Raw genomic sequence first — 23,573 nt, forward strand, 5'->3', positions numbered from 1 at the left:
TCTGACCTGAACAGCAATTTCTCTGTAGTACGACCCCATCAATGGAATTCAAAGAGGCTTCCCGAATGTACGGAAAGCCTCTTTGAGAGACAGAGATAACCATCGCTTTAGTTAGCATGTTTAAGATAGACGGTTTTTAAAGTCCTCATACCCAAAGCTACGAACAGTTTCATTTGTGCCTTCAGCCTTGTGTAGAATAATATCGGGCAATCGAATCCCGTTGAAGGTATTATTTTTAACCATAGAATAGATGGCCATATCGCAGAAAACCAGACGATCCCCTGGGAATAATGGTTGATCAAAAGAATAATCACCGATGATATCTCCAGCAAGACAGGTTGGCCCGCCAAGGCGGTAGGTATATTTCTTTTCGCCAGGCTGCCCCGCACCAATAATATCAGGTCGATACGGCATTTCAAGCACGTCTGGCATGTGGCAAGCTGCTGAGGTATCCAAGAGAGCAATATCCATTCCGTTATGCAGGGTATCCAACACCGACGATACCATAAAACCGGCATTCAGCGCTACGGCTTCGCCAGGTTCTAGATACACTGTGATTCCATAGGTTTCTTGTAATCGTATAAGCGTTCGAATCAGAAGTTCAATATCATAATCCCTGCGTGTAATGTGATGTCCTCCACCTAAGTTCAGCCATTCCATGTCATACAGATATTCCCCAAACTCCTTTTCAAAGGCTTCAAGGGTAGCGACTAAGGCATCCGCATTTTGCTGACACAGAGTATGCAGATGTAGTCCAGAAATACCGGCAAGCTTATCAGGCTCAAAGTTGGCCTTGGTTATGCCAAGTCTTGAATAGGGGGCACACGGATCATAGATAGCATGTCCCTCTTGCGTAGAACACTCAGGGTTTATCCGCAGACCACACTGTTTTCCAGCAGCAAGCGCCCTCTCTCCAAACCGATCCCACTGCGAAAAACTATTGAACACGATATGATCAGAAACTCTCAGAATGGTATCGAATTCATCCTCACGGTAAGCCGGGCTGAAGATGTGCACTTCTTTACCAAATTCTTCACGGCCCAGCTGTGCCTCGTATAAACCACTGGCTGTTGTTCCACAGAGATATTGAGCAAGCAGCGGGTACACACTAAACATGGAGAACGCCTTCTGCGCCAGCAAGATTCTTGCTCCGCTCCGTTCCTGCACATCTTTTAAGATCTCTAGATTTCTAATGAGCAGCTTCTCGTCAATCACATAGCTGGGAGTTGCCACTTGGTCAAAATACTGTTTCATTACGGTACCAGCACCGGCTGGAAGTCTTCTTCCCAAGGCAGACCCCACTTATTGAGTGCCTCCATGAAGGGATCGGGATCAAACTCTTCCATGTTATAAACGCCGGGTTTCGACCAGGTACCGTTCATCACCAGCATCGCACCAATCATGGCTGGCACCCCGGTGGTATAACTGATGGCTTGGCTGCCTACCTCACGGTAGCACTCCTCATGATCACAGATGTTGTAGAGGTAGTAGGTTTTTTCCTTGCCGTCTTTAATACCCTTGAAAATACATCCAATATTGGTTTTACCCTTAGTACGCGGACCGAGGGAAGCTGGGTCTGGGAGAACAGCCTTAAGGAATTGCAGGGGGATAATCTCCATCCCATTATACTGAATGGGCTCAATACTAGTCATTCCCACATTTTCAAGACACTTCAGGTGAGTGAGATAGCTTTGACCAAAGGTCATAAAGAAACGGATCCGCTTGATCCCTTTGATGTTAAGCGCAAGGCTTTCCAGTTCCTCGTGGTGTAAAAGGTACATATCTTTCATGCCAACGCTCTTAAAATCATATTCACGCTTGATCTCCATGGGTTCAGTGACTACCCAGTTGCCGTTTTCCCAATACATGCCTTTGGCAGTGACTTCCCGAATATTGATCTCGGGGTTGAAGTTAGTGGCGAAGGGATAGCCATGATCGCCGCCATTGCAGTCGAGAATGTCAATTTCATGAATCTCATCGAAGTGGTGCTTCAGGGCATAGGCACTGAATACACTGGTTACGCCTGGGTCAAAGCCAGAACCGAGAAGTGCTGTAATCCCCGCTTCTTTGAACTTCTCACGGTAGGCCCATTGCCATTTATACTCAAAATGGGCGGTGTCCTCGGGCTCATAGTTCGCGGTATCTACATAACTCGTTTTGGTGGCCAAGCAAGCATCCATGATGTGAAGGTCCTGATAAGGTAAGGCCAGATTGAGCACAACCTCAGGCTTCTCTTTATTGATCAGAGCGATAAGTTCCTCTACATTGTCGGCATCCACTTGAGCAGTTGTAATCTTGGTTTTGCCGCCGCCCAGTTTTTCCGCCAGCGCATCGCACTTTGATTTGGTGCGGCTAGCTATACACAGCTCACCAAAAACCTCAAAGTTCTGACAGATTTTATGGATAGCCGCGCTGGCGACACCGCCGGCACCAATGACAAGTACTTTTCCCATAATTATAATCCTCCAATCATTTGTGTCTTTTCTGCTTAAAGCTCTGTAAAGCAGTTCAGCCTTCATAGATTATGAAGCTGAGGGTTGGGTCACAGATTTGAACAAATAAAAAACTTAGGGGTAGCAACTATAAAAATTTATAGTGCACCACACCTAAGCGGAACGATCATGAAAAACCTGTTATTTGGCTCTACAAACGCAGGAGAGAAAATCCTCATGTGAACGCAGAGTTATTTATTCAGCTTTCGAGATTTTCAGAGTCTATATAGCAAGGAATTACTTTTACTACTCTTATTGATCGTCCACAAGTTTGATGTGCGGCAGATTGCCACACGGCTATGGATAGCAAACTCATAACGTATTGAGTCACCCGACTCAATCAATAAGGCAACAAAGTTGCCATCTTCGGCTTTTGACCCGGCTGTCCGTATGGCCTTAATCCTCTGCCTCTTAGGACAGAGATTGGTCAAAAAATTCTTTACTGAAAAGGCTCCTATGCCTCTTTTCGCAATGCAAATTATAGCGAAAAATTAAAGACTTTTCAATAGCATTCATCATTATCAGCATAAAATCGATTAAAATCCTTATTTCAAGCCTCGATCATCGTCCACATAGTCGTCTTCATCATCTTTTATATCATCGTCTTCACTCGAATCTTCATATTCGTATTCTTCATCTTCATCATCGTTTTCAGCTTCATTTTCTTGTTCAAACACATTTTTGTCTTCTTTTATGTCATCCATTAATCGCGAAAAGTACCAGTCTTTAAGCTGTCCGTTTTCAGTACGATTAAAAGCAGCTACAGTAAATTCATTAGTGTCAGTCATTCCATTTATGCTGTAAACAAAGGTTACTCCTTTGCCTTCAGTAGAGTCAAAATCAGCTAAGTCCAGAAGAGATTCTCTAGCTAAAGTGTAAAAGATCTCGCTGGCATAGTCCTCATCCTTAATTCCAAGTATTCCGTTTGTGGTCAGCATCTTCATAAGGGGGAAAAAACGGGAGTAATTCTTCGGTACTATCAGGTAATGAGTTACTCTGATCTCTGCATCATTATCATCCGTAAGTTCAGTTTCAGCGACATGGTAAGTTCTAAACCCCACCTGATCGAGTTCTTCAACTACTGTTTGGTCTTCTTGACTGAGTGGTGATAGGAGGCCGTTCCATGATTTGAAAACTATATCACCTTCGATAAAACTTTCAAACACATTGTTTGCACCTACTAATTCCTCTAAAAGGCCTGTAGCAAAAACTTTACTTTCATTAGTTGACCAAGCTTCCACGGTTTGAGTAGATATCTGGTCATCTATAACGTGTGCAGATAACCAATCATCTAGCGCTTCAGCAAGCGAAATTATCGACATGTTAAGTCTCAACTCTCCTTACAAAACTATTCTCTTATAGATTGAATTATCTACGAAAAAAGTCGAAAGTGCAAGATGTTTCATTATCCTTGAATGTGAAAACCTCCCATTTACAGGAGGCAGTTGCGCAGTTCTATTTAACTAAAAACGTTTCGTTCAACAACGAGATGGCCTTCTTTAAGTACAGTCTGAACTGGGTTATAGCCAAACCGGTAAGGAATATAGTTCAGGTTAGGGGCATCAAAGATAATAACGTCTCCTTTTTTCCCTACTTCCAGACTTCCTACACTTTCTGCTCTGCAAATAGCGTGGGCAGCATTTATGGTAGCGGCAGTTAAAGCCTCTTCCGGGCTTAAACGCAAATATAGACAAGCTAGAGTTAGGACGAACGGCATCGATTCAGTGGGAGATGATCCGGGATTGGAGTCTGTCGATAGGGCTACCGGCACTCCGGAATCAACCATTCTTCTTCCGGGAGCATAAACATTTTTCGCCAGATTGAAGGAGGTTGCTGGTAATAAGACGGCAATAACTCCTTGGCGGGCCATATCTTTTATACCCTGTTCAGATACCTTCAAGAGATGATCCGCACTTACCGCCCCTAGGCGCGCAGCACATTCTGCCCCGCCGGCACTTTCCAGTTCATCTGCATGTAATTTTAATTTGAAGCCAAGTTCCTTAGCCTTAAGCAGGATCTTCTCAGTGTTCTCTACACTGAATACTCCCGGTTCACAGAAAACATCGCAAAACTCTGCGCAATTTTCACTTGCAACTCTGGGAAGCATTTCTTTAATAACGAGTTGACTAAAATCATTTTCACTATATCCAGGTGGAACGGCATGGGCCCCCATAAAGGTCGAGACTATATCGAGAGGAACCTCCTTCTCAAGTTCCTTAATTAGTCTCAGGGCTCTTAATTCCTCAGTGAGTGTAAGTCCATATCCGCTTTTGATCTCAACTGTAGTCGTACCCATGGATAACATGGTTTGGAGCCGTCGTTTCGTCTGGTCCTTTATCTCTTGATCTTTAGCTTGAGTCGTACTTCGTACAGTAGAAAGAATTCCTCCCCCTTGCTTGAGAATCTCAAGGTAAGGAACTCCAGCTATTTTCATGGCCAGCTCATTTTCCCTGGAACCGCCATAAAGCACATGGGTATGAGGGTCAACAAATCCGGGGGTCACCAATTTACCGTCGGCGTCAATTTTTTTAGTCCCAGAGCCAATCCATTGAGAAGTTTCAATTTCCTTCGTTGTACCAACAGCCACAATTATTCCATCTTTAATCGCAAGTGCACCATTTTCTATTAAACCAATCTCCGACATCTGCTTTCCGAGGGCTGGCCGATTAGTATGTCCTGCCATAGTCACCATGTGGGCGGAATGGATGATTAAATCTGCTTGTTTATCATGTTTCATACTAACACTCTCTTCCATACGACAGATTCACTTTACACAAACTCACTTAAAGCTTCAATTATTCGTTCTGGAGTCAGGGGAAGCACAGTTAAATTTGTATCCAGTGCATGATTGACCGCATTCACAACTGCTGGAGCTGTCGGACACGTTGCGATTTCACCTATACTCTTTGCCCCGAAAGGTCCGTTATCATCTCCTTGTTCGATCAAGATCACCTCAACAGGAGGCATATCAGGGGTATTGACAACATGATATTTACTAAAGCTATCTCTCCTCGTCCTTCCTGTTATGGGGTCAACCTCTAAGTCTTCGGTTAAAGCCATTCCTATACCCATCTGTATACCACCATAAATCTGCCCACGAACAAATTCAGGATTGATGGCTTTACCTACGTCGTGAACCGCTAAAATATCAATAATCTTTACAAGCCCAGTAAAGGTATCTACCTCTACTTCAACAAAGTTGGCACCATAGGAGCCGGGGTTGTCCGAAGCTCTATAGGTATGAGTCACAATGATTTCACATTGGTTTTCCTTATGAATACCCCGGATTAATTCCCCATAACTCATGCTAGACTCTCCGTTGCTAAGTTCTCCGCTGCTAGGCTTTCCGTCTGAACCGATCCGAATCATTCCATTGTCCAAAATAAGGTCCGTCGGCGTGCAATTAAAAACTTTAGCCCCTTCATGGACGAAAAGCGCTCGAACTTTTTGCGCCACTTCCAAGGCTGCCTTCCCGCACACATGAGTTACACGGCTAGCCTGGGAACCGATATCATAGGGGCTAGTTTCCGTATCTCCCTCGGGAGCTTCAATGAGAACAGGGTCTAGATCCATGACTTCAGCAATGATTTGCTTCAGAGTGGTTACTGTTCCACAACCCAGCTCCTGAATACCGGAATTCAAAATCATGCTTCCGTCTTCCAGCATACGTAAGGTCATGGTGCTGAAGTCCTGATTCGCACCGAAATATCCGTTAGCATGAGTGGCACAGGCCATTCCTACTCCCCTTAGGTAGCGTCCTTTTCCTTTATCGGGAATACCTTTTAGCGTACTGTCATCGCTTATTAGAGTATTATCATCGCTCATCTGTTGAATCGCTTCTCTTCTCTCAGTCCAGCGAAACGCTTCAGCACCTGCTTTTACGCAGTCTATAATTCTTGCATTACCAAGTGAAGGCCCTCCGCTTGGATCGGAATCATAAGGATGAACAAGATTCTTTAGTCTTAACTCAACAGGATCCATATTAATGGTCCGGGCTACATGGTCAAGATTGATTTCCGTGATGGCATGAATCTGAGGAGAACCGTATCCTCTGGCCGCACCTGCAACTGGAGTGTTGGTACGAAAAACTCTGGTTCGATAACGCTGGTTTTCAATCCGGTATAATCTGAACAACTTTTTGCCCATAGCCATTGAAATGATTCCGCCGTTTGAAGTATACGCACCAGTATCCACTACGGTCTCCACATCCCGGGCCAGTATCTTTCCGTCTTTGCTTACTACCGTCTTAACATAGCCAATGGTTCTTGTCCTGGTCCGAGTGGAAATCATACTTTCCTTCCTATTGAATACGATTCTTACCGGTTTACCTGTCGCCTTCGCCAAGAAGGCACATAGAGGTTCTAGAATTACTTCCTGCTTCCCCCCAAAGGATCCACCCATGGGAGTTTTTATAACCCTTATTTTGTTAAAAGGCATGGCTAGGACCTTGGCGACAATTAATCGCACCGAGTAAAGAATCTGACAAGGAGTGTAAACCGTGATTTTTCCGCTGTAGTCAGGCACGGCCACGCAAACATGGGGTTCCATAGCGGCATGATGGATCTTAGGGGTCACAACTCTGTCCTCAACGATACACTCTGCGCCTCTTAAGATGTCTCCTACATTCCCTGTACTGATCTCCTTGCTGAAGATACCCTTATCTTCCTCTTTTAAGACAGACTCAGGATCGTAAACCGCAGGTAATTCCTCATAATCCACTTTAATAAGGTTTACTGCTGTTACGGCAATTTTCTCACTTACAGCCACGACTGCGGCCACTCGATCTCCAATAAAACGTATCGTGTCTGAAAACATTCGTTCATCCTCGATAGCTTGTTGACCGGCATACCAGACCTGGCTGTTATACCGTACTTCTGGCGTACTTTCATGAGTATACACTCCGATGACACCAGGCAAGGCTAAAGCCTCGGAAACATCCATATGTAATATTTTGGCATGGGGCAGTGGGCTAAAAAGTAGCTTGGCATGTAGCAGGCCGGGGAAGTCCATATCCCCTGTATATTTGATCGCTCCAGTAGCTTTAGGTACGGCATCATGGAGTGGTAGGTCTTTCCCGACATACTTTAAGCTTTCACTCATCTTATTCACACCCCTTGCCAAGAACACCTTCAAACATATCATAAGCTAGGCCTTGGATGGCCGTACTTTTATACTCTCGCGAAGGCCTACCGGGTATCAATTCATCGACTGTTTCAGTAAGCATCTCCGCTGTTTTCTCGATCAGGTCAGAATTTATCACTTGGTTGGTCAACGACTGTTCAATTCGTAGTAGACGCTGAGGCGTTTTAGCTAAAGCCCCTACAGCAAGCCTTGCCTCTTTGATCAGATTTTTTTCCTTGTTAATTTTAAATATCCAGGCCATATTCAATCGGGCAATACTCACCGCCGTCCGGCTCCCCAGCTTATGGAAACCACTTATGTATTCCCTGTTCCAAACTGAGAAATCGATCTCCATAATTAATTCACGAGGTCTTAATCCTTCTTGAGCCCCTTGAAATGAGGCAAAGGACACCCTGCGCTGGCCTTCAGGTCCGATCAGAGTCAGCCAGGCATCCAATATAAGCAAAGGTGGTAAACTGTCCCCCGCAGGAGAAGCAGAAGATATATTTCCTCCTAATGTTCCCCTGTTGCGTATCTGGACAGAACCGATCTGAGAAGCTGCTTGGGCCAGGCAGTTTGCGTTGTTCAAGATGGATAAATCCTTGGCTAATCTGGTAAAAGTGGTCGCGCTTCCAATTTTAATTCTACCCTCAGCCAGCTCTACATGAGCTAATTCTGGAATCTGGGAGATATCGATAACTAAACCTGCTTTCTCTTCTCCCTTTTGCAAGCGAAGGAGAAGATCTGTCCCTCCGCTGAGATAAGCCACACTGCCTTCAAAGCGTGAGGCACAATCTAAGGCCTCTTCAATCGAATGGGGACAAGCCACCTCAAATTTCATATTCAACGCTCCCATGTTTCTCTGTCTTGATTCACTGTCTCGCTTCACTCACTGGTTTACTGTCTCGTTTCTCTAGCGCCTTTCTCCACCATTCAGTCCACATCTGTAGACAAGTCAGCATTAGCAGCCTCTTGCACAGCCTTGATAATGTTGACATAACCAGTACAACGACAGAGATTCCCCGCTAGAGCGATCCTAATTTCTTCTTCGCTAGGACTTGGGTTATGCATTAACAGCGCCTTTGCTGACATTAGCATCCCCGGAGTACAATAGCCGCACTGAATGGCCCCGTTCTGGATAAAGGATTGCTGTAACTGGTCCAATTCCCCATTTTGCTCAAGCCCTTCAACAGTAAGAATTTCTTTACCTCTGGCTTGGTAAGCCAATACCAAGCAGGAGTTTACAGCTTCCTTATCCATAATCACAGTGCAAGCCCCACATTCCCCTTCGCCGCAGCCTTCCTTGGCACCTGTAAGACCCAGTTGATTACGCAATACATCTAAAAGCCTGGCTTCCGGTTCTATATCCAATGTGTGTTTCTGACCATTAACGGTAAATTCTAATTCCATCATTAATCCCCCATGTGGTTAAATAAGTACCGGAACTGAGCCGAATTTACTCCAGTAAAACTCAAGCAACGCTTTTTCAACCGCCGAACTTAAGACAGGCCGCTGATACGAATTGATCCGTTCCTGCCAAATTAACTTAGCACTCTCCAGCTGCTGATTTCTATACTCTTTATCCGGCTGATAGGGCTGGCGGTCGCTTAGTAACGGGCGCCAGAATTCTCGTCGAAAATGTTCCATAGTATGAACTTTATCTAAAAAATGCCCTCCCGGTCCTGTTTCCTTGATAGCTTCCACTGCCAGAGTGTCCGAGTTTACGGCAATTCCTTGCCTATACCTACAGGCCATTCCTCCGGCCTCTTCATCTAGGATCAGCTTCTCATAGGAAAGGGTAAGAAAAGAGTCTAATATTCCGGCTGCATGCATCACGATGCTCGCCTGGCTAAGGGTGGTTGTGAAAAGAGAGAGCATGGACTCCATCCCTGCTTGGATATCCGGTGTTTTGGCATCCGTCAAAGCCCCACCGGTGCGAGAAGGCAATTCATAATAGCGGGCAAGCTGAGCTGTAGAACTGATCAGCAATGATAATTCGGGTGCCCCTAATGCGATCGCCATCGTCGACATATCGGCAATCGTCGAAGTATTTCCGTAAACCACCGGATTTCCCGGATTAACCAATTGAATAAGAACAACCCCTGCCAGAACTTCGCTATTATTTTGGACGAGTGTTCCGGCCAGAGTAGCTGGACTTGTGGCCATAGCCATGCTGCAGGGTGCAACAATCAAAGGCTGTCCGGACCGGGCATAAAGGATAAGGCTCTCCACCATATCCGAAGAAAACGCTAAGGGAGAATCAGGATTTATCGTCCCCAACACATGATAGCCTGGTTTTCCTTGGAAGACGATCCGGCTTAAGTCCAAGGATATCTGGGCAATCTCCCCGGAAAAGGTGAAACCCATTTGTGGTTTATCCGAAAACCAGTGTCCCGCCAAAACCATCCAGGCAAACTTCTCCGATTCGCTTCGAAACGACTGAGAACCTGGAGTGACCAATCCGCCGCCATTGGTACCATAATACGGACTTTGCTGGACAATCCGAACAAGATTCAAGTAATCCTGGAGTACCGCTTCACGCCGTAAATTACCCAGTTCCTGAATATGGACACAACCTGCCGGGGGGGCGTAAACGGATTCATTCTCGCCAATCCACAACGATTTGTCAGAATCTCTTGCTTCTAACAAAAAGCGAGCAGGAGCCAGCTTAAGGGCCTTGCCAAGCATAGATGAATGGATAAACACTCTTTGACCTTCGACTCTTGCTCCCTTGTCCTTAAATATCTTTAAGGCTTCCTCATGCTGAAACTCCACACCGACCGTCTCCAGTACCTCTATCGTCGCGGCATGAATTTCAGCTATGTCCTGTTGGCTAAGTACTTCCAGCATTGGCTTCATATACTCACTCCGCTCTAAGCGCTACGATGTGCCTCAGCAACACCGTAGCAAGAATTGATTAAATAGCAAGGTTATACGAGGAAAGCATCTGCTTCAGCCAATTCTATAGCTTGCCGCATTTGTTTACTCATGTAACGGTCATCCCCTGTGGCGGGAATGACTTCACGCAAGGTATCATACGCTTTTTGCGTTAATGGAGACATTTTGAAGCCTTCAAGTTGGGGTTCGGCACAGGAGATTCCCTGGGCAGCACATAAAACCTCTATTCCTAATATCTTAAAGAGGTTATTGATCACCAGTTGAACCTTGCGGGCAGCCCATGTTGACATGCTCACATGATCCTCCTGGTTGCTCTTGGTCGGAATGGAATCTGCACTGGCGGGAAAACACAGGGTCTTATTTTCACTCACTAAAGCGGCTGCAGCACACTGGGCCAAAGTAAATCCTGTATTTAAACCTACCGAGGTTCCAACCAGGTTACGGGGCAGTCCATAACTTGTATAGGGGTCCAATAAACGGGCACTCCGTCGTTCGGAAATATTTCCGATTTCGTGCACGGCTACTGCCAGAAAATCCATGGCAAATCCGATATATTCGCCGTGGAAGTTTCCGCCGCTGATGCCGACATATTCTCCGTTTTCTTCCTGGAACATAAGGGGATTATCTGTAGCTGCATTGGCTTCATTCACAAGAATTTTTTCCACAAAATCCAGTACATCACGTGCTGCCCCGTGGACTTGAGGCACACAGCGTAAGGAATAGGCATCTTGCACACGCGGCTGCCATTCCCCATTGCGGATTTCATCTTTGAGCAGAACCTTCCTGGCTGCATCCGTAGTCCACTGGCTGCCCTGCAGCAAGCGCCTGATATTGGCAGCGGCTTTAATCTGACCAGGATGGTTGCGTGCTTCATGAATCCGGTGATCGTAGGCACCCAACTCCCCACGCATCGCTTCCATACTGAGAGCACAGGCAACATCAGCCAAAGCGGCAACTCTACGGGCATCATAGAGAGCGAGAACAGCCATGCCCATCGTAAAGGTACACCCGTTAATCATACCTAAGACATCTTTTGCCTTCATTTCAAACTCAGGTTCCAGGCCAGCCTTAATTAACGCTTCTCGGGCCGACAAGCGCTGACCCTGATAAAAGGCTTCCGCTTCCGGATGGCCGACCAAAACTGAAACCAGATGGGCCATGGGAGCCAAATCGCCGCTGGCACCTACAGACCCTAATTGTGGAATAACCGGGTGCAGTCCCCGATTAAGCATCTCCAGTAAGCGATCCACCACTTGAATACGAACACCGGAAACCCCTTTGGCCAGAGCATTCGCTCTCATTAACATAGTCCCCCTGACCACTTCTTCCGGGGCTGCCTCACCAATAGCGGAACAATGAGATTCAATCATCAACCTTTGAAAGAGGCCATTCTCTTCAGGGGCGATATGAGTATCCTTTAACTTTCCTACCCCAGAATTAAACCCATAAATTGTCGGCGCATCGGGTTTAAGCCAGTTCCTTTCGATATAAGCCCGTACTTTAACTAGGTTCTCACGAACTTCAGGGGCTAGTTGGACTTCAGGATAGCTGCCCTCTTGACCACGGGCAACCAACACAATATCGTCCAAGGATAAGTCACGTCCGGTTAAGATTAGAGCTTTATTGATTAAACTCATTGAGCCTGCTTCCTCTCTTTTTTTATGATCGATTCAATACCTGACAGAACATCGTCAGGCAATTCTGGGACAGTATGAGTAAGCAATAATTCCTTAACCCGTTCATTGGCAACCTGGCCGAAAGTCTTCTCCCCAGCGATCAGCCAATTATCCAAGTTCTGGCGGTTAACCACATGAGTTTCCACCCTGTTTTTCCTGAAATGTTTCATGGTGTGTTCCTCGGCTAAGAAGTTTCCGCCGGGTCCAACCGCTTTAATGACCTCAACAGCTAAGGTCTCGGCATTGACTTCAACCCCTCTTAAGTAATATTTAACATTGTTGATGGCTTCGTCACAGAGAACGAGCATTTCCATGGAGGAGATCAGTCCTATGCCGAGATACCCGCAATCATGAATTAAGTTTCCCCCAGCCAAGCCGGAAATGAGCAGGTTAAAGCCGGCTTCCATCCCTGCTTGTTGATCAAAGACATGGGCATCGCTACAGCCCGCTGTAGTAAACGTCGGGAGGTTATAATACTGTCCGATTTTGACAAGCGCTGTACAACTCAAATCACGCTCCGGTGAACCATAGGAACAGATAAAGGTCTTCAAATCCATGGGAGGAGTTCCCCCACCATAAATGAACGGTGCTCCTTTTTTCTTGTTCTGATGAAGGACTAAGCCAGAAAGCTGTTCGACATTCGCTACAACTAAAGAACCTGCAGGAGTAACCGGGCCAGTCGCAGCCCGCATGGTCGCCGGAACATAGACGAGAGGAATTCCTTTTTCAGCACAGACGAGAAGCTTTTCTACGACTTCTTTGGTATGGATTAAAGGAGATGTGGGTTCGGCATAAAGAGCCAAGGTTGGTTTCAAGGCAAGTTCCCGTTCCCCACCCGCTACAAGAGCTGCGATTGCATGAATATCTAATACCCCTCTTTTATCATGAGCGGTAAAGACAATCGGCTTTGTCGTATTCGTGATCATGGCCTGAAACTGATATACGTCTGAGGACTCCTCTGGAACATCGGAGGACAGACCAAGAGACATGATAAAATCAATGTGTTCCAAAGCATCCGCTAGACGAGCTGCATTTTTCACATCGTTATTCGTAGCGAGGCGGCGCCCCCCATTCTCAAGATCTAGAGTGTAGGGTGTGTCTGAACCTGTTCCGTAATGAATTCTACCTTTTTCCAAGATGCAGGCAGGCTCTCCCATACGGTTAAACAGTGTGACAGACTTAGGAGCAGAAGCCAGAGCTTGTTGAACCAGCCATACAGGGATCCGGACACGGGTTCCTTTCACATCAGCCCCAGCTTCGCGCAGTAATTCCAGGCCTTCTTCTTCAAAAACGTCTACACCTACCGTCGTCAGGACCTGCATGGACGCTGAATGAATCTCTTCAATTTGAGTTTCGGATAATAAATTGAGTCCCACGGTGCTTTGAGTTGTCATATTAACTTTCAAACAAAACATCCTCCCTCATGCTTGGTTTTATTGATCCAGTTGGCAGTGTCGACTGAATCATTGCAGATCTCATTCTTTTACATAGATTTTATTGCAATCTTCATGCCAACGAAAAAGCAAATCTTTCGGGAGTTTTAAAGGTGCTTTTTAAAAGTTCCAAGCCTGAGAGTACGTATTTCACGATCATTAATATAATTCTCAAGTGCAAAAATCACTGGCGCAAAAAAACACCGCATACTTTTTTGCACTATGATTTTGCACTTATGTATAAATCGAAGTAGCCCCCCAGCCGCTAAGCAGCACCATCTGAGGGTGAAAAATGTTATTTAATGTAGGGAATGGTCAATACTATTCCCTACGACTCCGGTAATCTTCAAGATTTACGCCTAACTTTTTAATTCTGTACTGTAAACTCTGTCTGAGAATACCTAATTCTTTGGCCGCCTTGCTGATATTTCCGTGATGCCTGTCCAGGGCGTTGATAATCATTAGGCTTTCCGTATCTTGCAGCGAGGTCGATAAATCCAGGGTGGGTTTCTCTTCTTCCTTTAAGCCCTTGACTATTTTCATTTGCTGGTTTAGATAAGAGGGCAAATATTCTTCGGCTAGCCAATGATCTTTCCCCGAAATGCAGACCATGCTTTCGATGGCATTTTCCAGTTCCCTGATATTTCCTGACCAGCGATACTCCTGAAAAGCCCGTAGCAATTCAGGGGTAAGTGCTTTCTTTCCTGTATAGTACTTTGTTGTATGCTTTTTAAGAAAGTAGTCAATGAGGACCGGAATATCTTCTGTCCGCTCCCGTAAAGGGGGTAGGTGTAAAGCAATAACAGCCAACCGGTAAAATAAGTCTTCCCGCAATAGGTTTTTTCGTAAGCAGCTCATAGGATCACTATTAATGGAGCTGATAATTCGGCACCTTAAGGGGATTTCCTTAACGTTACCTACTTTGCGAAAATTCCGCTCTTGCAAGGTACGCAAGAGTTTGGCCTGAAGAGTGAGGCTCATAGAGTTAATTTCATCGAGATATAATGTCCCTTCCCCTACATACTCAAGAAGCCCGACGGTGGAGACCGCTCCGGTATAAGCTCCTTTAACTGCCCCAAAGAGCATGGTTTCTAGGAGATTCTCCGGTATCGCAGCACAATTTACGGCAACAAAAGGCTGTAAACGGTTGGGGCTGGCATTATGAATGCTTTGTACCAGCAGTTCCTTACCAGTACCTGTTTCACCATAGATAAGGATATTTGCCGAGGACTGTGCAGACCTGCGGGCAGCGTCGATAACCGATTGCAAAGCTTTGCTGTTACCTATAATTTTATCAAAGGTATAACTAGCTCTTAGTTTTTGTGAGGTACCTTCACTTTTCACAGAATGCCTGTCTTGAATTTGAATGGTGCGTAATAACATTTCCTTGAGATTGGTAACATCACGACATAACGAATAAACCGCCATAACCTCATTGTTGTCCATGACAGGTACTGTGGCAGCTACTGAATTGACCTCACGCCCTTCCTTAGTAAAATACTTTTGATAGGTCTCCGGAATAGATTCACCGGTCTGGGAAACACGAAGGTGTTCACTGCTTTCAGGAGAAAGCTGATAAAGATCACTGATATGTTTTCCTACCGCATCTTTGGGTTCAATTCCCTCAAAAGTAGCCAGACCACAATTATAAAAAATAACATGGCCTGACGGATCAGTTACAAGCACTCCCTCATGGATAGCATTAAGAATCGTTTCATAAATACGGACTCTTTTACGCAAAGTTTCCAGTTCGCTGACAGGCTGAGGTGAGTTTCTCACAGAAGGACAAACAGTGAAATTGTACATCATTCTCAATTCCCCTCTGTTATTTACTTCTTATTACTTTATTACCATGTTTTTCAATTCCTTTTATAGAAATTTCGCTAGATATAGATTAAATCCTTTATGTGATTTTAAAAATAAACCAAGGTTGGAATCATACAAATGCAATATATAGTTTACATATAGCAAATTATGATTTACAATATGCAATATAAGGAGGTATGAGTAATTTGAAAAATCTCAAATTAAAGTCAGCAAGAGCTATTTTAGATATGTCTCAAGAACAATTGGCAGAAGCAGTTGGTGTAACAAGACAGACTATCGGAATGATTGAAGCTGGGAAATTTAATCCATCATTACAGTTGTGTATAGCGATATGCAAAACCTTAGGTAAAACATTAGACGATATTTTTTGGGAGGTATAATCATGAAAGATGAAAGAATTGAACAAGCCAAAAATAGGATAAGAAGTGAATTGGCAATCATAATATTCATAGGCGTAATCGTATCGTTTTTAGTAAAGACTTGGGTTTTTAACATGGATTTACAGGAATGTCTTACTGAATATGTAATCATGATATTCTTTCCGCTGTATCAGTTTATAAGAATGCATATGATGAAGATAAGTATTTACAATGAGCGTGGAAATAAGCAATCTGTAAAGAATCTGATAATAACAATTGCGATCTTAGTGGCTGCATCAGCAGTGTTCATTTTTGATTCGATGACGAAGTCGACAGGATATGTCTGGCAAAACGCTGTAGCTGGTATATTCACATTTTCAGTACTATTTGTGGCCATCTATTTCATTGCCAATAAGTATAATCAGCACAGAGGTCATAAGTATGAACAAGAATTTGATGACGATAAATAAAACACAAATAGCAAAAGGGTTACGAGTAGACTACTCCAGAATAAGCAAACCTGATTAAGCTATTGAAACGAGGTATTGAAGTGAACAACATCATTATTGAAGGTGCTAAAGAAGGAAATTTAAAAAATATTTCTTTGGAGCTACCTAGAAACAAACTTGTTGTTTTGACCGGCTTGTCTGGTTCCGGAAAATCCACCTTAGCCCTTGATACCCTCTATCAAGAGTGCCAAAGACAATATTTAGAGGCGATTGGGTATCAAGGGATTCATAAGCCCAAGATGGATTCAATTCGTAACGTATCTCCTGCGATTCGGATTACGCAAAATGAATATGCTAAAAACCCCCGTTCATCTGTCGGAACAGTCACAGACATTTATACAGATCTTCGGATGATTTATGAAAAACTCAGTCAACGAATCTGTCCCAACTGTAATAGAGCAATTCAATCTTCCGAATGTAAAGAAGAGGTGGAGAAATCCGGGGATGATTTTAAAGTTTATATGTTTTGCAATTATTGCGACTATAAAATGGAGAAGCTTACCAGGACGCATTTTTCCTTTAATACGCGGGAAGGAGCCTGTAAAACCTGTCAAGGGTTTGGGAAGGTCTTAGAAGTAAAACGGAACAAGGTTATCCATGAACAGTTATCCTTAGAAGCGGGAGCCATTGATTTCTGGGTCCAAAAATATAAGGACTATCAAATCTCTGTATTGTACAATGCTTTTAAGCATTATGGAATCCAGGTAAAGCCAGATACTCAAGTCCTAGATTTCAATGAAGGTCAGAAAGCCATCCTTCTTTATGGGGTTGAAAGTGATGAAGTTAAAAAGATTTTCCCAGAGAGTGTTCCTCCGAAAACAGTAGCTGAGGGTAGATTTGAAGGATTATTGCCTATTCTTTGGAGAAGGCTATCCGAAAAAGGGGGAGTCTCGAAGGAACTGGATCCTTATTTTGTCGACCAGATTTGTCCAGAATGCGGGGGGGAACGGCTCAATGCTTTAAGTCGCAGTGTAACCGTATTGGACACTCGTCTACCGGAGTTAGTCTCTTTATCCTTGGAAGAATTATATCAATGGTTACTTAGACTTGAAGAATCCTTGAAGGGGATCAATAAACTGATGGTGGACTCCTATGTACTGGATTTGAAAACTAAGATCGAGAGAATCACTAATGTGGGGCTGGGATATCTTTCACTGGATAGACAAACGATGACTTTATCGGGAGGCGAAGCACAAAGAATAAAGTGTGCGGCAACTTTGGATTGTACTCTGACAGGGATTATCTACATCTTGGATGAACCAACGATAGGTCTTCATCCAAAAGATACTACGGGAATCATAAGTATCCTTAAAGGATTAAGGGATTTAGGAAACACAGTTATCGTTATCGAACATGATGTCGATGTCATGCAAGCGGCTGACTACATAATAGATATGGGTCCGGGTTCCGGTAAATATGGCGGAGAAATCATTGGAACAGGTACGTTAGAAGAACTTATGAAACAGGATACATCTGTGACCGGAGCCTATCTGAAGAAGAAAAGAGAACATCCTAGAGAGTGTCGAAAAGGAACAGGAGACTTTATCGAAGTCATACATGCGAATCACTTTAATTTGAAAAATATCACTGTAAGATTTCCTGTAGGTTGCTTGACCTGTGTTACGGGAGTTTCAGGTTCTGGAAAGTCAACGTTGGTCTTTGAGGTGTTGGCAAAATCAACTCTGAATTATCAAACAGAGAATAATATAGTTAACGGAACTGAAGTTTTTGACCAGATCATCTCTGTGGAACAATCCCCTCTTACGCGAATGAAGCGTTCCAATTTGGCAACTTATTCTGAAGTGTATACTGAAATAAGGAAAATTTTCAGTGAGTTAAAAGATGCCAGAGATAAAGGCTTAACTCCAAAGCATTTCTCCTTCAATACACACGGTGGACGTTGCGAAAATTGCGAAGGACTTGGATATGTCACAAGCAATATGCTGTTTTTTGAGGATATAGAAGTGCCTTGCCCCGATTGCGGTGGGAATCAATTCAATGACGAGGTCTTGTCTGTAAAATACAAGGACTATTCCATCAAAGATGTTCTCAAAATGTCTGTTGATGAAGGGTTGAGTGCTTTCGATGATCACCCCAAGATTGTAAAGATCTTAAAGCTGCTTAAAGATGTAGGGTTAGGTTATCTGGAACTGGGCCAAACCTTGACGACTTTATCTGGAGGGGAAGGCCAACGCTTAAAGCTGGCGAAAGAGCTCATCAATAACGAGGGCAAAAATAATCTGTATCTCATTGATGAGCCGACAACAGGCTTACATCCCATTGATGTCGATAACTTTCTTGTGCTTTTAAACCGAATGGTCGATTCAGGTAGTACAGTCATTGTAGTAGAACATAATCAGCAGGTTATACAGGCTTCCGACTGGATAGTAGATCTTGGACCAGAAGGTGGAACTAATGGAGGTCAAGTCATTGCCGAAGGCACTCCTGATGAGATCAGATCTAATAAAAATTCTGTAACAGGACAATTTATTGGCAAATAAATTATTGAACATGGTTAATTGACCCTATCGCAAGATGTTACATTATGTTTCTTTCGTGTATGTCAAAAGGGACACATTCTTCTTAGAATATAAATTTAGGGAAGCCATTGGCTTCCCTAAATTTATTCTAAACACCCTTTAAAACATTGTCTTTGTAAAAGATCTCAAAACCCGAAAACTCTTTTCTCTAAAAGCTGGTCCTTCGAGAAGTCGTGAAGGCCAAGATAATATGTTGCAGTGTCAAGCATGGCATCAAGTGGAACCAGTCCTACGATTTCACTGCCTACGACAGGTACTCCGTAATGGGCTGCTTCAGACTTAATGAATTCAAAGGCCCGGTACAAAGGTGTCCCGTGTGTATCAACCATATTCATCGAAATTTGAACCATCCCCTGTTCAGACAAATCAACCCCAAGAGCCTTAACATGAACGAACCCCCCGGAACTGCCTCGTACTGCTTTAGCAATTGCTTTAGCGATTTGCATATTGGATGTTCCGAGATTAACGTTGAAAGCAACGAGTGGCGGTCTTGCCCCGATTGCTGTTGCGCCGGCCTTTCCTAATTCAGAAGGGCCATAATCAGGTTTTCGTTCAGATGTCTTTATACTTTCTTTAATCCCCTCATATTGGCCCCGGCGCACATCAGCTAGATTGCGTCTTTCCGCCTTGGTAGCCGCTCTTTCATATAAATAGACAGGAATCTTTAGTTCTTCACCGACACGTTTCCCTAACCGATTGGCAAGTTCAACACATTCTTCCATCGTCATATCCCGTACTGGAACAAAAGGAACTACGTCTGTGGCACCCATGCGAGGATGCTCCCCCTGGTGCTGGTCAAGGTCAATTTTCTCTGCCGCCTTCACCATGAGTCTCCATGCCGCTTCCAAGACACCTTCGGGTTCTCCGATAAAGGTAACTACAGTACGGTTGTGATCTGCATTGCTGGAATAATCAAGCAGGACAACCCCAGGAACTTTTCGTACTTCTGAAACTATGTCTTCTATCACATCAAGACGTCTACCTTCACTGATGTTGGGTATACATTCTACAACCTTTGCCATATGTAAATGAACCTCCCTGGTCAACGATAAATCCTTAATTCTTAATTCTTAATTCTTAATTCTTAATTCTTAATTCTTAATTCTTAATTCTCATTTTAGCTCATACAGACTTTCCTATTTTTTACTTCATCTTATTTAAAACCAGATTTTGAATTTCCTTGATCAAGCGGCTGCCCTCATCCCTCATGGAAGCGCAACTTGCAAGTAGGGAGTTCCTATCTTCAGTATTCTTTAGCCCTAGGGCATTGATTTGGACATTGTAAAGAGCTCCCTCCATACCGGCACTAAAAACGAGTGAGGCAACACCCATATCACTAATAGCATTAGGATTCCCGCCATCAATTAACACAGGTATTTCTACTAAGCCTTCCAGACAAAGCTGCGCGGTTTGCAAAGGAATTTCCGCAGCACGCAAGGTCGCATTCTCCAGGGCCTTACGGCGTAGGCTTTTTTCTTCTTCCGTGTTTTTAGCCAGGGAAAGTGCCTCCATCACTGCTTTGAAGCCATAAGTATCCTCATCAACAAGTGAAAGTAAACGTTCTTGTTTGGCCTCAGCCATTTCCATTAGCCTTTTCATCTCAGCCTGAACCGCGGCAAATTTCTCACGTCCGATAGTCAAGCGACATACCATCGCTATGAGAGCAAAGCCCTGAGCCCCAGCATAAGCTGCTACACTTCCTCCTCCCGGTGCGGGTGAAGAGGATGCTACTTCTTTAGAAAATTGCTCCAGATTTAAATCCACTAAATTCACAGCAAACTTCCTCCATTTGTTCTCGACTTAAGTTCAATTGCTAAATATAGGTCCGTTCATAATGAAGGGTGAATCCCCCTCCTCTTTGCCGTCAGGTGATGCTGGGGAATGTTCAATGAGTAAATAACTGATTGACCAGACTGTCGATCAGATCTTCTTCTGGAAGATAAGGCAAGGTGATATGGCCTGAACCACTGTAATTCTGGTTAAATTCAATACTGGTTTCGATGGAATGCACATTTCTAGCCCAGGATCGCCTCGCCACCCCACCCATTACATCCCAGAGCAGTGCGGATCTTATAATCTCATCAACCCGGCTACTACCATCCAGGACAAGGCCGAAGCCTCCATTGATCGCCTTACCGATCCCTACACCGCCGCCATTATGGAGAGCAACCAAGCTCATTCCCCGAGCTGCATTACCGGCAAAACATTGGACAGCCATATCAGCCATAATATTACTGCCGTCTTTTATATTAGCAGTCTCCCTAAAAGGTGAATCGGTACCGCTCACATCATGATGGTCCCTGCCCAGCATAATGGGCCCAATTTCACCAGCCCTGACCATTTCATTAAATTTCAGTGCGATTCTCATTCGCCCTTCGGCATCCTGGTAAAGGATTCGGGCTTGGGTACCGACAATCAGCTTATTCTTATCGGCATCTTTAATCCAGACATAGTTGTCACGATCCTGACCCCTCCGGTTGGGATCGATACAGGACAGGGCAGCCTGATCTGTCTTTAATAAATCTTCGTAGTTGCCGCTCAAGCAAACCCACCGGAAAGGACCATATCCATAGTCAAACAACTCCGGTCCCATGATATCTTCTACGTAGGACGGGAAAATAAAGCCGTCTTTTTCATCAAACCCATTTTTGGCTATTTCCCTAACACCGGCATCATAGATGGCTTTCATAAAGGAATTACCATAATCGAAGAAATACGTTCCCTGCTCAACAAGGATCTTAATCAGTTCATAATGGCGCTTGAGGCTTTTAACCACTAATTCCTTAAAGCGAGCACGATCAGTGGCTAATAACTGGGTCCTCTCTTCAAACGTAACTCCCTGCGGGCAATAGCCCCCATCAAAGGCTACATGGCAAGAAGTTTGATCAGAGAGAAGTTCAACTTGTATATTATTTTTAACGACATACTCGAGTAAATCTACGATATTGCCGTGATAAGCAAGGGATATTTGCTCTTGCTTTGCCTTGTATTCCAGGGCAAGTCTGAAGACTTCCTCTAAATCAGCAGATACCTTACTGACCCACCCCTGGTCAAACCTTGTTCTAATCCGAGACTCATCCACTTCCGCGATAATACCGACTCCGCCTGCTATTTCCACTGCTTTCGGTTGGGCTCCACTCATGCCTCCAAGCCCAGAGGAAATAAAAAGAGTACCACGTAAATCCCTCTCTGGAGGCAAACCAAGTTTTAACCGACCGGCATTAAGCAAGGTGTTAAAGGTACCATGGACAATTCCTTGGGGGCCAATATACATCCAACCACCGGCCGTCATTTGTCCATAATTCGCCACTCCCATTTGTTCAGCTGTTTCCCAGTCACTCTGATTATCAAACATCCCAACCATTAAGGCGTTGGTGATAATCACCCGGGGTGCCTCAGGCCGAGACGGAAAAAGCCCTAAAGGATGGCCTGATTCAACCACTAAGGTCTGCAGATCGGTCAACGCTTCTAAATATTTTTTTATTAAACGGTATTGAAGCCAATTCTGGCAAACACTCCCTGTTTCCCCATAGGTTACGAGCTCATAGGGATAGAGGGCCACCTCAAAGTCAAGATTGTTATCAATCATAACCTGGAAGGCTTTTCCTTCAAGACAATTGCCTTGATACTGATCAATCGGCTTACCGTAAATTCTTGTAGCGGGGCGGAAACGGTAGGCGTAGATACGGCCGCGAGTATGCAGCTCCGCTAAGAATTCTGGTGCCAATTGCTCATGAAGTTCATGCGGTACATATCGGAGGGCATTCTTCAAGGCTATCTTGGTTTGCTCCGGGGTAAGCTTAAAACCTCGATCCGGTGCCCGTCTGATTCCTGGTTCAAATTCCGGCATCTCTGGTAAAACAAAATCCGGCTTTATTTTCATAGCCTGTGAGATATCGTAATTACTCGGCATTTAGGGTTTCCTTCCCTTCCTCGTTTTTTGTTAAACGGGACAGTAACCCCGGAGGTGTACTGTCCCTAGTTATCGAATTCGCTTTTCTATTTGGTTAGGAATATAGCTCATTTTTATTTGCCATCAGGTCATTCATACGATACGAATCCTTCCTAATACCTTAAATTGAAACCAAGGTTTTACAAAGGTCAATAGCAACAGCAGCATCACTGGCATAACCATCTGCCCCAATTTGTTCGGCAAAGCTTTGGGTGACTGGAGCACCGCCAATAATGACTTTAACACTGCCACGTAATCCTTCTTTTTCCAAAGCCTCAATGGTCTCTTTCATCCGTAGCATGGTCGTCGTTAAGAGAGCAGACATACCCACGATTTGTGGCTTATGCTCCTTGATGGCACTAACAAAAGCGGCTGGAGCAATGTCAACACCAAGGTCAACAATCTTGAAGCCTGCACTTTCTAGCATCATGATTACAAGTTTTTTCCCAATATCATGGAGGTCACCCTTAACTGTTCCGATAACGACCTTTCCTGCAGAAGGCATATTACTGTCAGCGATAAGGGGCTTAACAAGTTCAATTCCTGAACTCATAGCCTTAGCTGACATCATAACCTCGGGAACAAACATATCTCCAGCTTTAAAACGAACACCTACAATATTCATACCAGCCATCAAGCCTTCATTAATGATCTGTAACGGATCGACCTCATTATCAATCATTTCTTGGGTCATTTTTTTAACCGCTTGGAAATCTCCCTTAATTACTAATTCCGCGAGTGTGTTAAAATTGACCATTCTTCTTCC

18 protein-coding genes are annotated in these 23,573 nt (G+C 44.3%); 3 read left to right on the forward strand and 15 right to left on the reverse strand.

Features of this window, described 5'->3' with window-relative positions:
- Positions 1 to 120: 120 nt before the first annotated feature.
- The 11 genes from nspC to ACZ42W_RS12465 form a co-directional block, all read right to left on the reverse strand.
- On the reverse strand, positions 121 to 1,254 hold the full coding sequence (gene nspC, locus ACZ42W_RS12415; RefSeq protein ID WP_464170989.1) for a carboxynorspermidine decarboxylase: 1,134 nt from the start codon (positions 1,252 to 1,254) through the stop codon (positions 121 to 123).
- Positions 1,254 to 2,453, reverse strand: coding sequence for a saccharopine dehydrogenase family protein (locus ACZ42W_RS12420; protein WP_464165662.1), 1,200 nt, complete (start codon positions 2,451 to 2,453; stop codon positions 1,254 to 1,256). The genes nspC and ACZ42W_RS12420 overlap by 1 nt, the downstream gene beginning before the upstream one ends.
- 584 nt (positions 2,454 to 3,037) lie before the next feature.
- Positions 3,038 to 3,814: a hypothetical protein gene (locus ACZ42W_RS12425; RefSeq protein ID WP_464165663.1), complete on the reverse strand. Its 777-nt coding sequence runs from the start codon at positions 3,812 to 3,814 to the stop codon at positions 3,038 to 3,040.
- Positions 3,815 to 3,951: 137 nt separating this feature from the next.
- A complete protein-coding gene (gene hutI, locus ACZ42W_RS12430) occupies positions 3,952 to 5,229 on the reverse strand; it encodes an imidazolonepropionase (RefSeq protein WP_464165664.1) in 1,278 nt (425 codons plus the stop codon).
- Between the two features lie 32 nt (positions 5,230 to 5,261).
- Positions 5,262 to 7,592: a xanthine dehydrogenase family protein molybdopterin-binding subunit gene (locus tag ACZ42W_RS12435; RefSeq protein WP_464165665.1), complete on the reverse strand. Its 2,331-nt coding sequence runs from the start codon at positions 7,590 to 7,592 to the stop codon at positions 5,262 to 5,264.
- A 1-nt stretch (position 7,593) separates the two neighbouring features.
- A complete protein-coding gene (locus tag ACZ42W_RS12440; RefSeq protein WP_464165666.1) occupies positions 7,594 to 8,454 on the reverse strand; it encodes an FAD binding domain-containing protein in 861 nt (286 codons plus the stop codon).
- 92 nt (positions 8,455 to 8,546) lie between these two features.
- Positions 8,547 to 9,023 carry a (2Fe-2S)-binding protein gene (locus tag ACZ42W_RS12445; RefSeq protein WP_464170991.1) on the reverse strand — a complete coding sequence of 159 codons (477 nt, stop codon included), beginning with the start codon at positions 9,021 to 9,023 and terminating at the stop codon, positions 8,547 to 8,549.
- An 18-nt stretch (positions 9,024 to 9,041) separates the two neighbouring features.
- Positions 9,042 to 10,472, reverse strand: coding sequence for a trimethylamine methyltransferase family protein (locus tag ACZ42W_RS12450; RefSeq protein WP_464165667.1), 1,431 nt, complete (start codon positions 10,470 to 10,472; stop codon positions 9,042 to 9,044).
- 71 nt (positions 10,473 to 10,543) lie between these two features.
- Positions 10,544 to 12,148: an HAL/PAL/TAL family ammonia-lyase gene (locus tag ACZ42W_RS12455; RefSeq protein WP_464165668.1), complete on the reverse strand. Its 1,605-nt coding sequence runs from the start codon at positions 12,146 to 12,148 to the stop codon at positions 10,544 to 10,546.
- Positions 12,145 to 13,593 (reverse strand): trimethylamine methyltransferase family protein, encoded by a 1,449-nt coding sequence (locus ACZ42W_RS12460; protein WP_464165669.1) that lies wholly within the window; start codon positions 13,591 to 13,593, stop codon positions 12,145 to 12,147. The genes ACZ42W_RS12455 and ACZ42W_RS12460 overlap by 4 nt, the downstream gene beginning before the upstream one ends.
- A 348-nt stretch (positions 13,594 to 13,941) precedes the next feature.
- Positions 13,942 to 15,429 carry a sigma-54 interaction domain-containing protein gene (locus ACZ42W_RS12465; RefSeq protein WP_464165670.1) on the reverse strand — a complete coding sequence of 496 codons (1,488 nt, stop codon included), beginning with the start codon at positions 15,427 to 15,429 and terminating at the stop codon, positions 13,942 to 13,944.
- A gap of 203 nt (positions 15,430 to 15,632) precedes the next feature.
- Here ACZ42W_RS12465 and ACZ42W_RS12470 point away from each other — a divergent pair, with 203 nt between their 5' ends.
- The 3 genes from ACZ42W_RS12470 (at position 15,633) to uvrA (ending at position 18,816) form a co-directional block, all read left to right on the forward strand.
- Positions 15,633 to 15,827, forward strand: coding sequence for a helix-turn-helix transcriptional regulator (locus tag ACZ42W_RS12470; RefSeq protein WP_464165671.1), 195 nt, complete (start codon positions 15,633 to 15,635; stop codon positions 15,825 to 15,827).
- 2 nt (positions 15,828 to 15,829) lie between these two features.
- Complete coding sequence (locus ACZ42W_RS12475; protein ID WP_464165672.1) at positions 15,830 to 16,276, forward strand: DUF6773 family protein; 447 nt, start codon at positions 15,830 to 15,832, stop codon at positions 16,274 to 16,276.
- Between the two features lie 80 nt (positions 16,277 to 16,356).
- Entirely contained in the window at positions 16,357 to 18,816 is a 2,460-nt protein-coding gene (gene uvrA, locus ACZ42W_RS12480) for an excinuclease ABC subunit UvrA (protein ID WP_464165673.1), read from the forward strand.
- 164 nt (positions 18,817 to 18,980) lie between these two features.
- Here uvrA and ftcD read toward each other — a convergent pair whose 3' ends face one another.
- The 4 genes from ftcD to ACZ42W_RS12500 form a co-directional block, all read right to left on the reverse strand.
- Complete coding sequence (gene ftcD / locus ACZ42W_RS12485) at positions 18,981 to 19,877, reverse strand: glutamate formimidoyltransferase (RefSeq protein WP_464165674.1); 897 nt, start codon at positions 19,875 to 19,877, stop codon at positions 18,981 to 18,983.
- A gap of 121 nt (positions 19,878 to 19,998) precedes the next feature.
- Entirely contained in the window at positions 19,999 to 20,628 is a 630-nt protein-coding gene (locus ACZ42W_RS12490) for a cyclodeaminase/cyclohydrolase family protein (RefSeq protein WP_464165675.1), read from the reverse strand.
- Positions 20,629 to 20,740: 112 nt separating this feature from the next.
- Entirely contained in the window at positions 20,741 to 22,768 is a 2,028-nt protein-coding gene (locus ACZ42W_RS12495; protein WP_464165676.1) for a urocanate hydratase, read from the reverse strand.
- Positions 22,769 to 22,928: 160 nt separating this feature from the next.
- Positions 22,929 to 23,564, reverse strand: a complete 636-nt coding sequence (locus tag ACZ42W_RS12500) for a cobalamin B12-binding domain-containing protein (RefSeq protein WP_464165677.1) — start codon at positions 23,562 to 23,564, stop codon at positions 22,929 to 22,931.
- Positions 23,565 to 23,573 lie beyond the last annotated feature (9 nt).

The organism is Desulfitobacterium elongatum, from assembly GCF_055378975.1.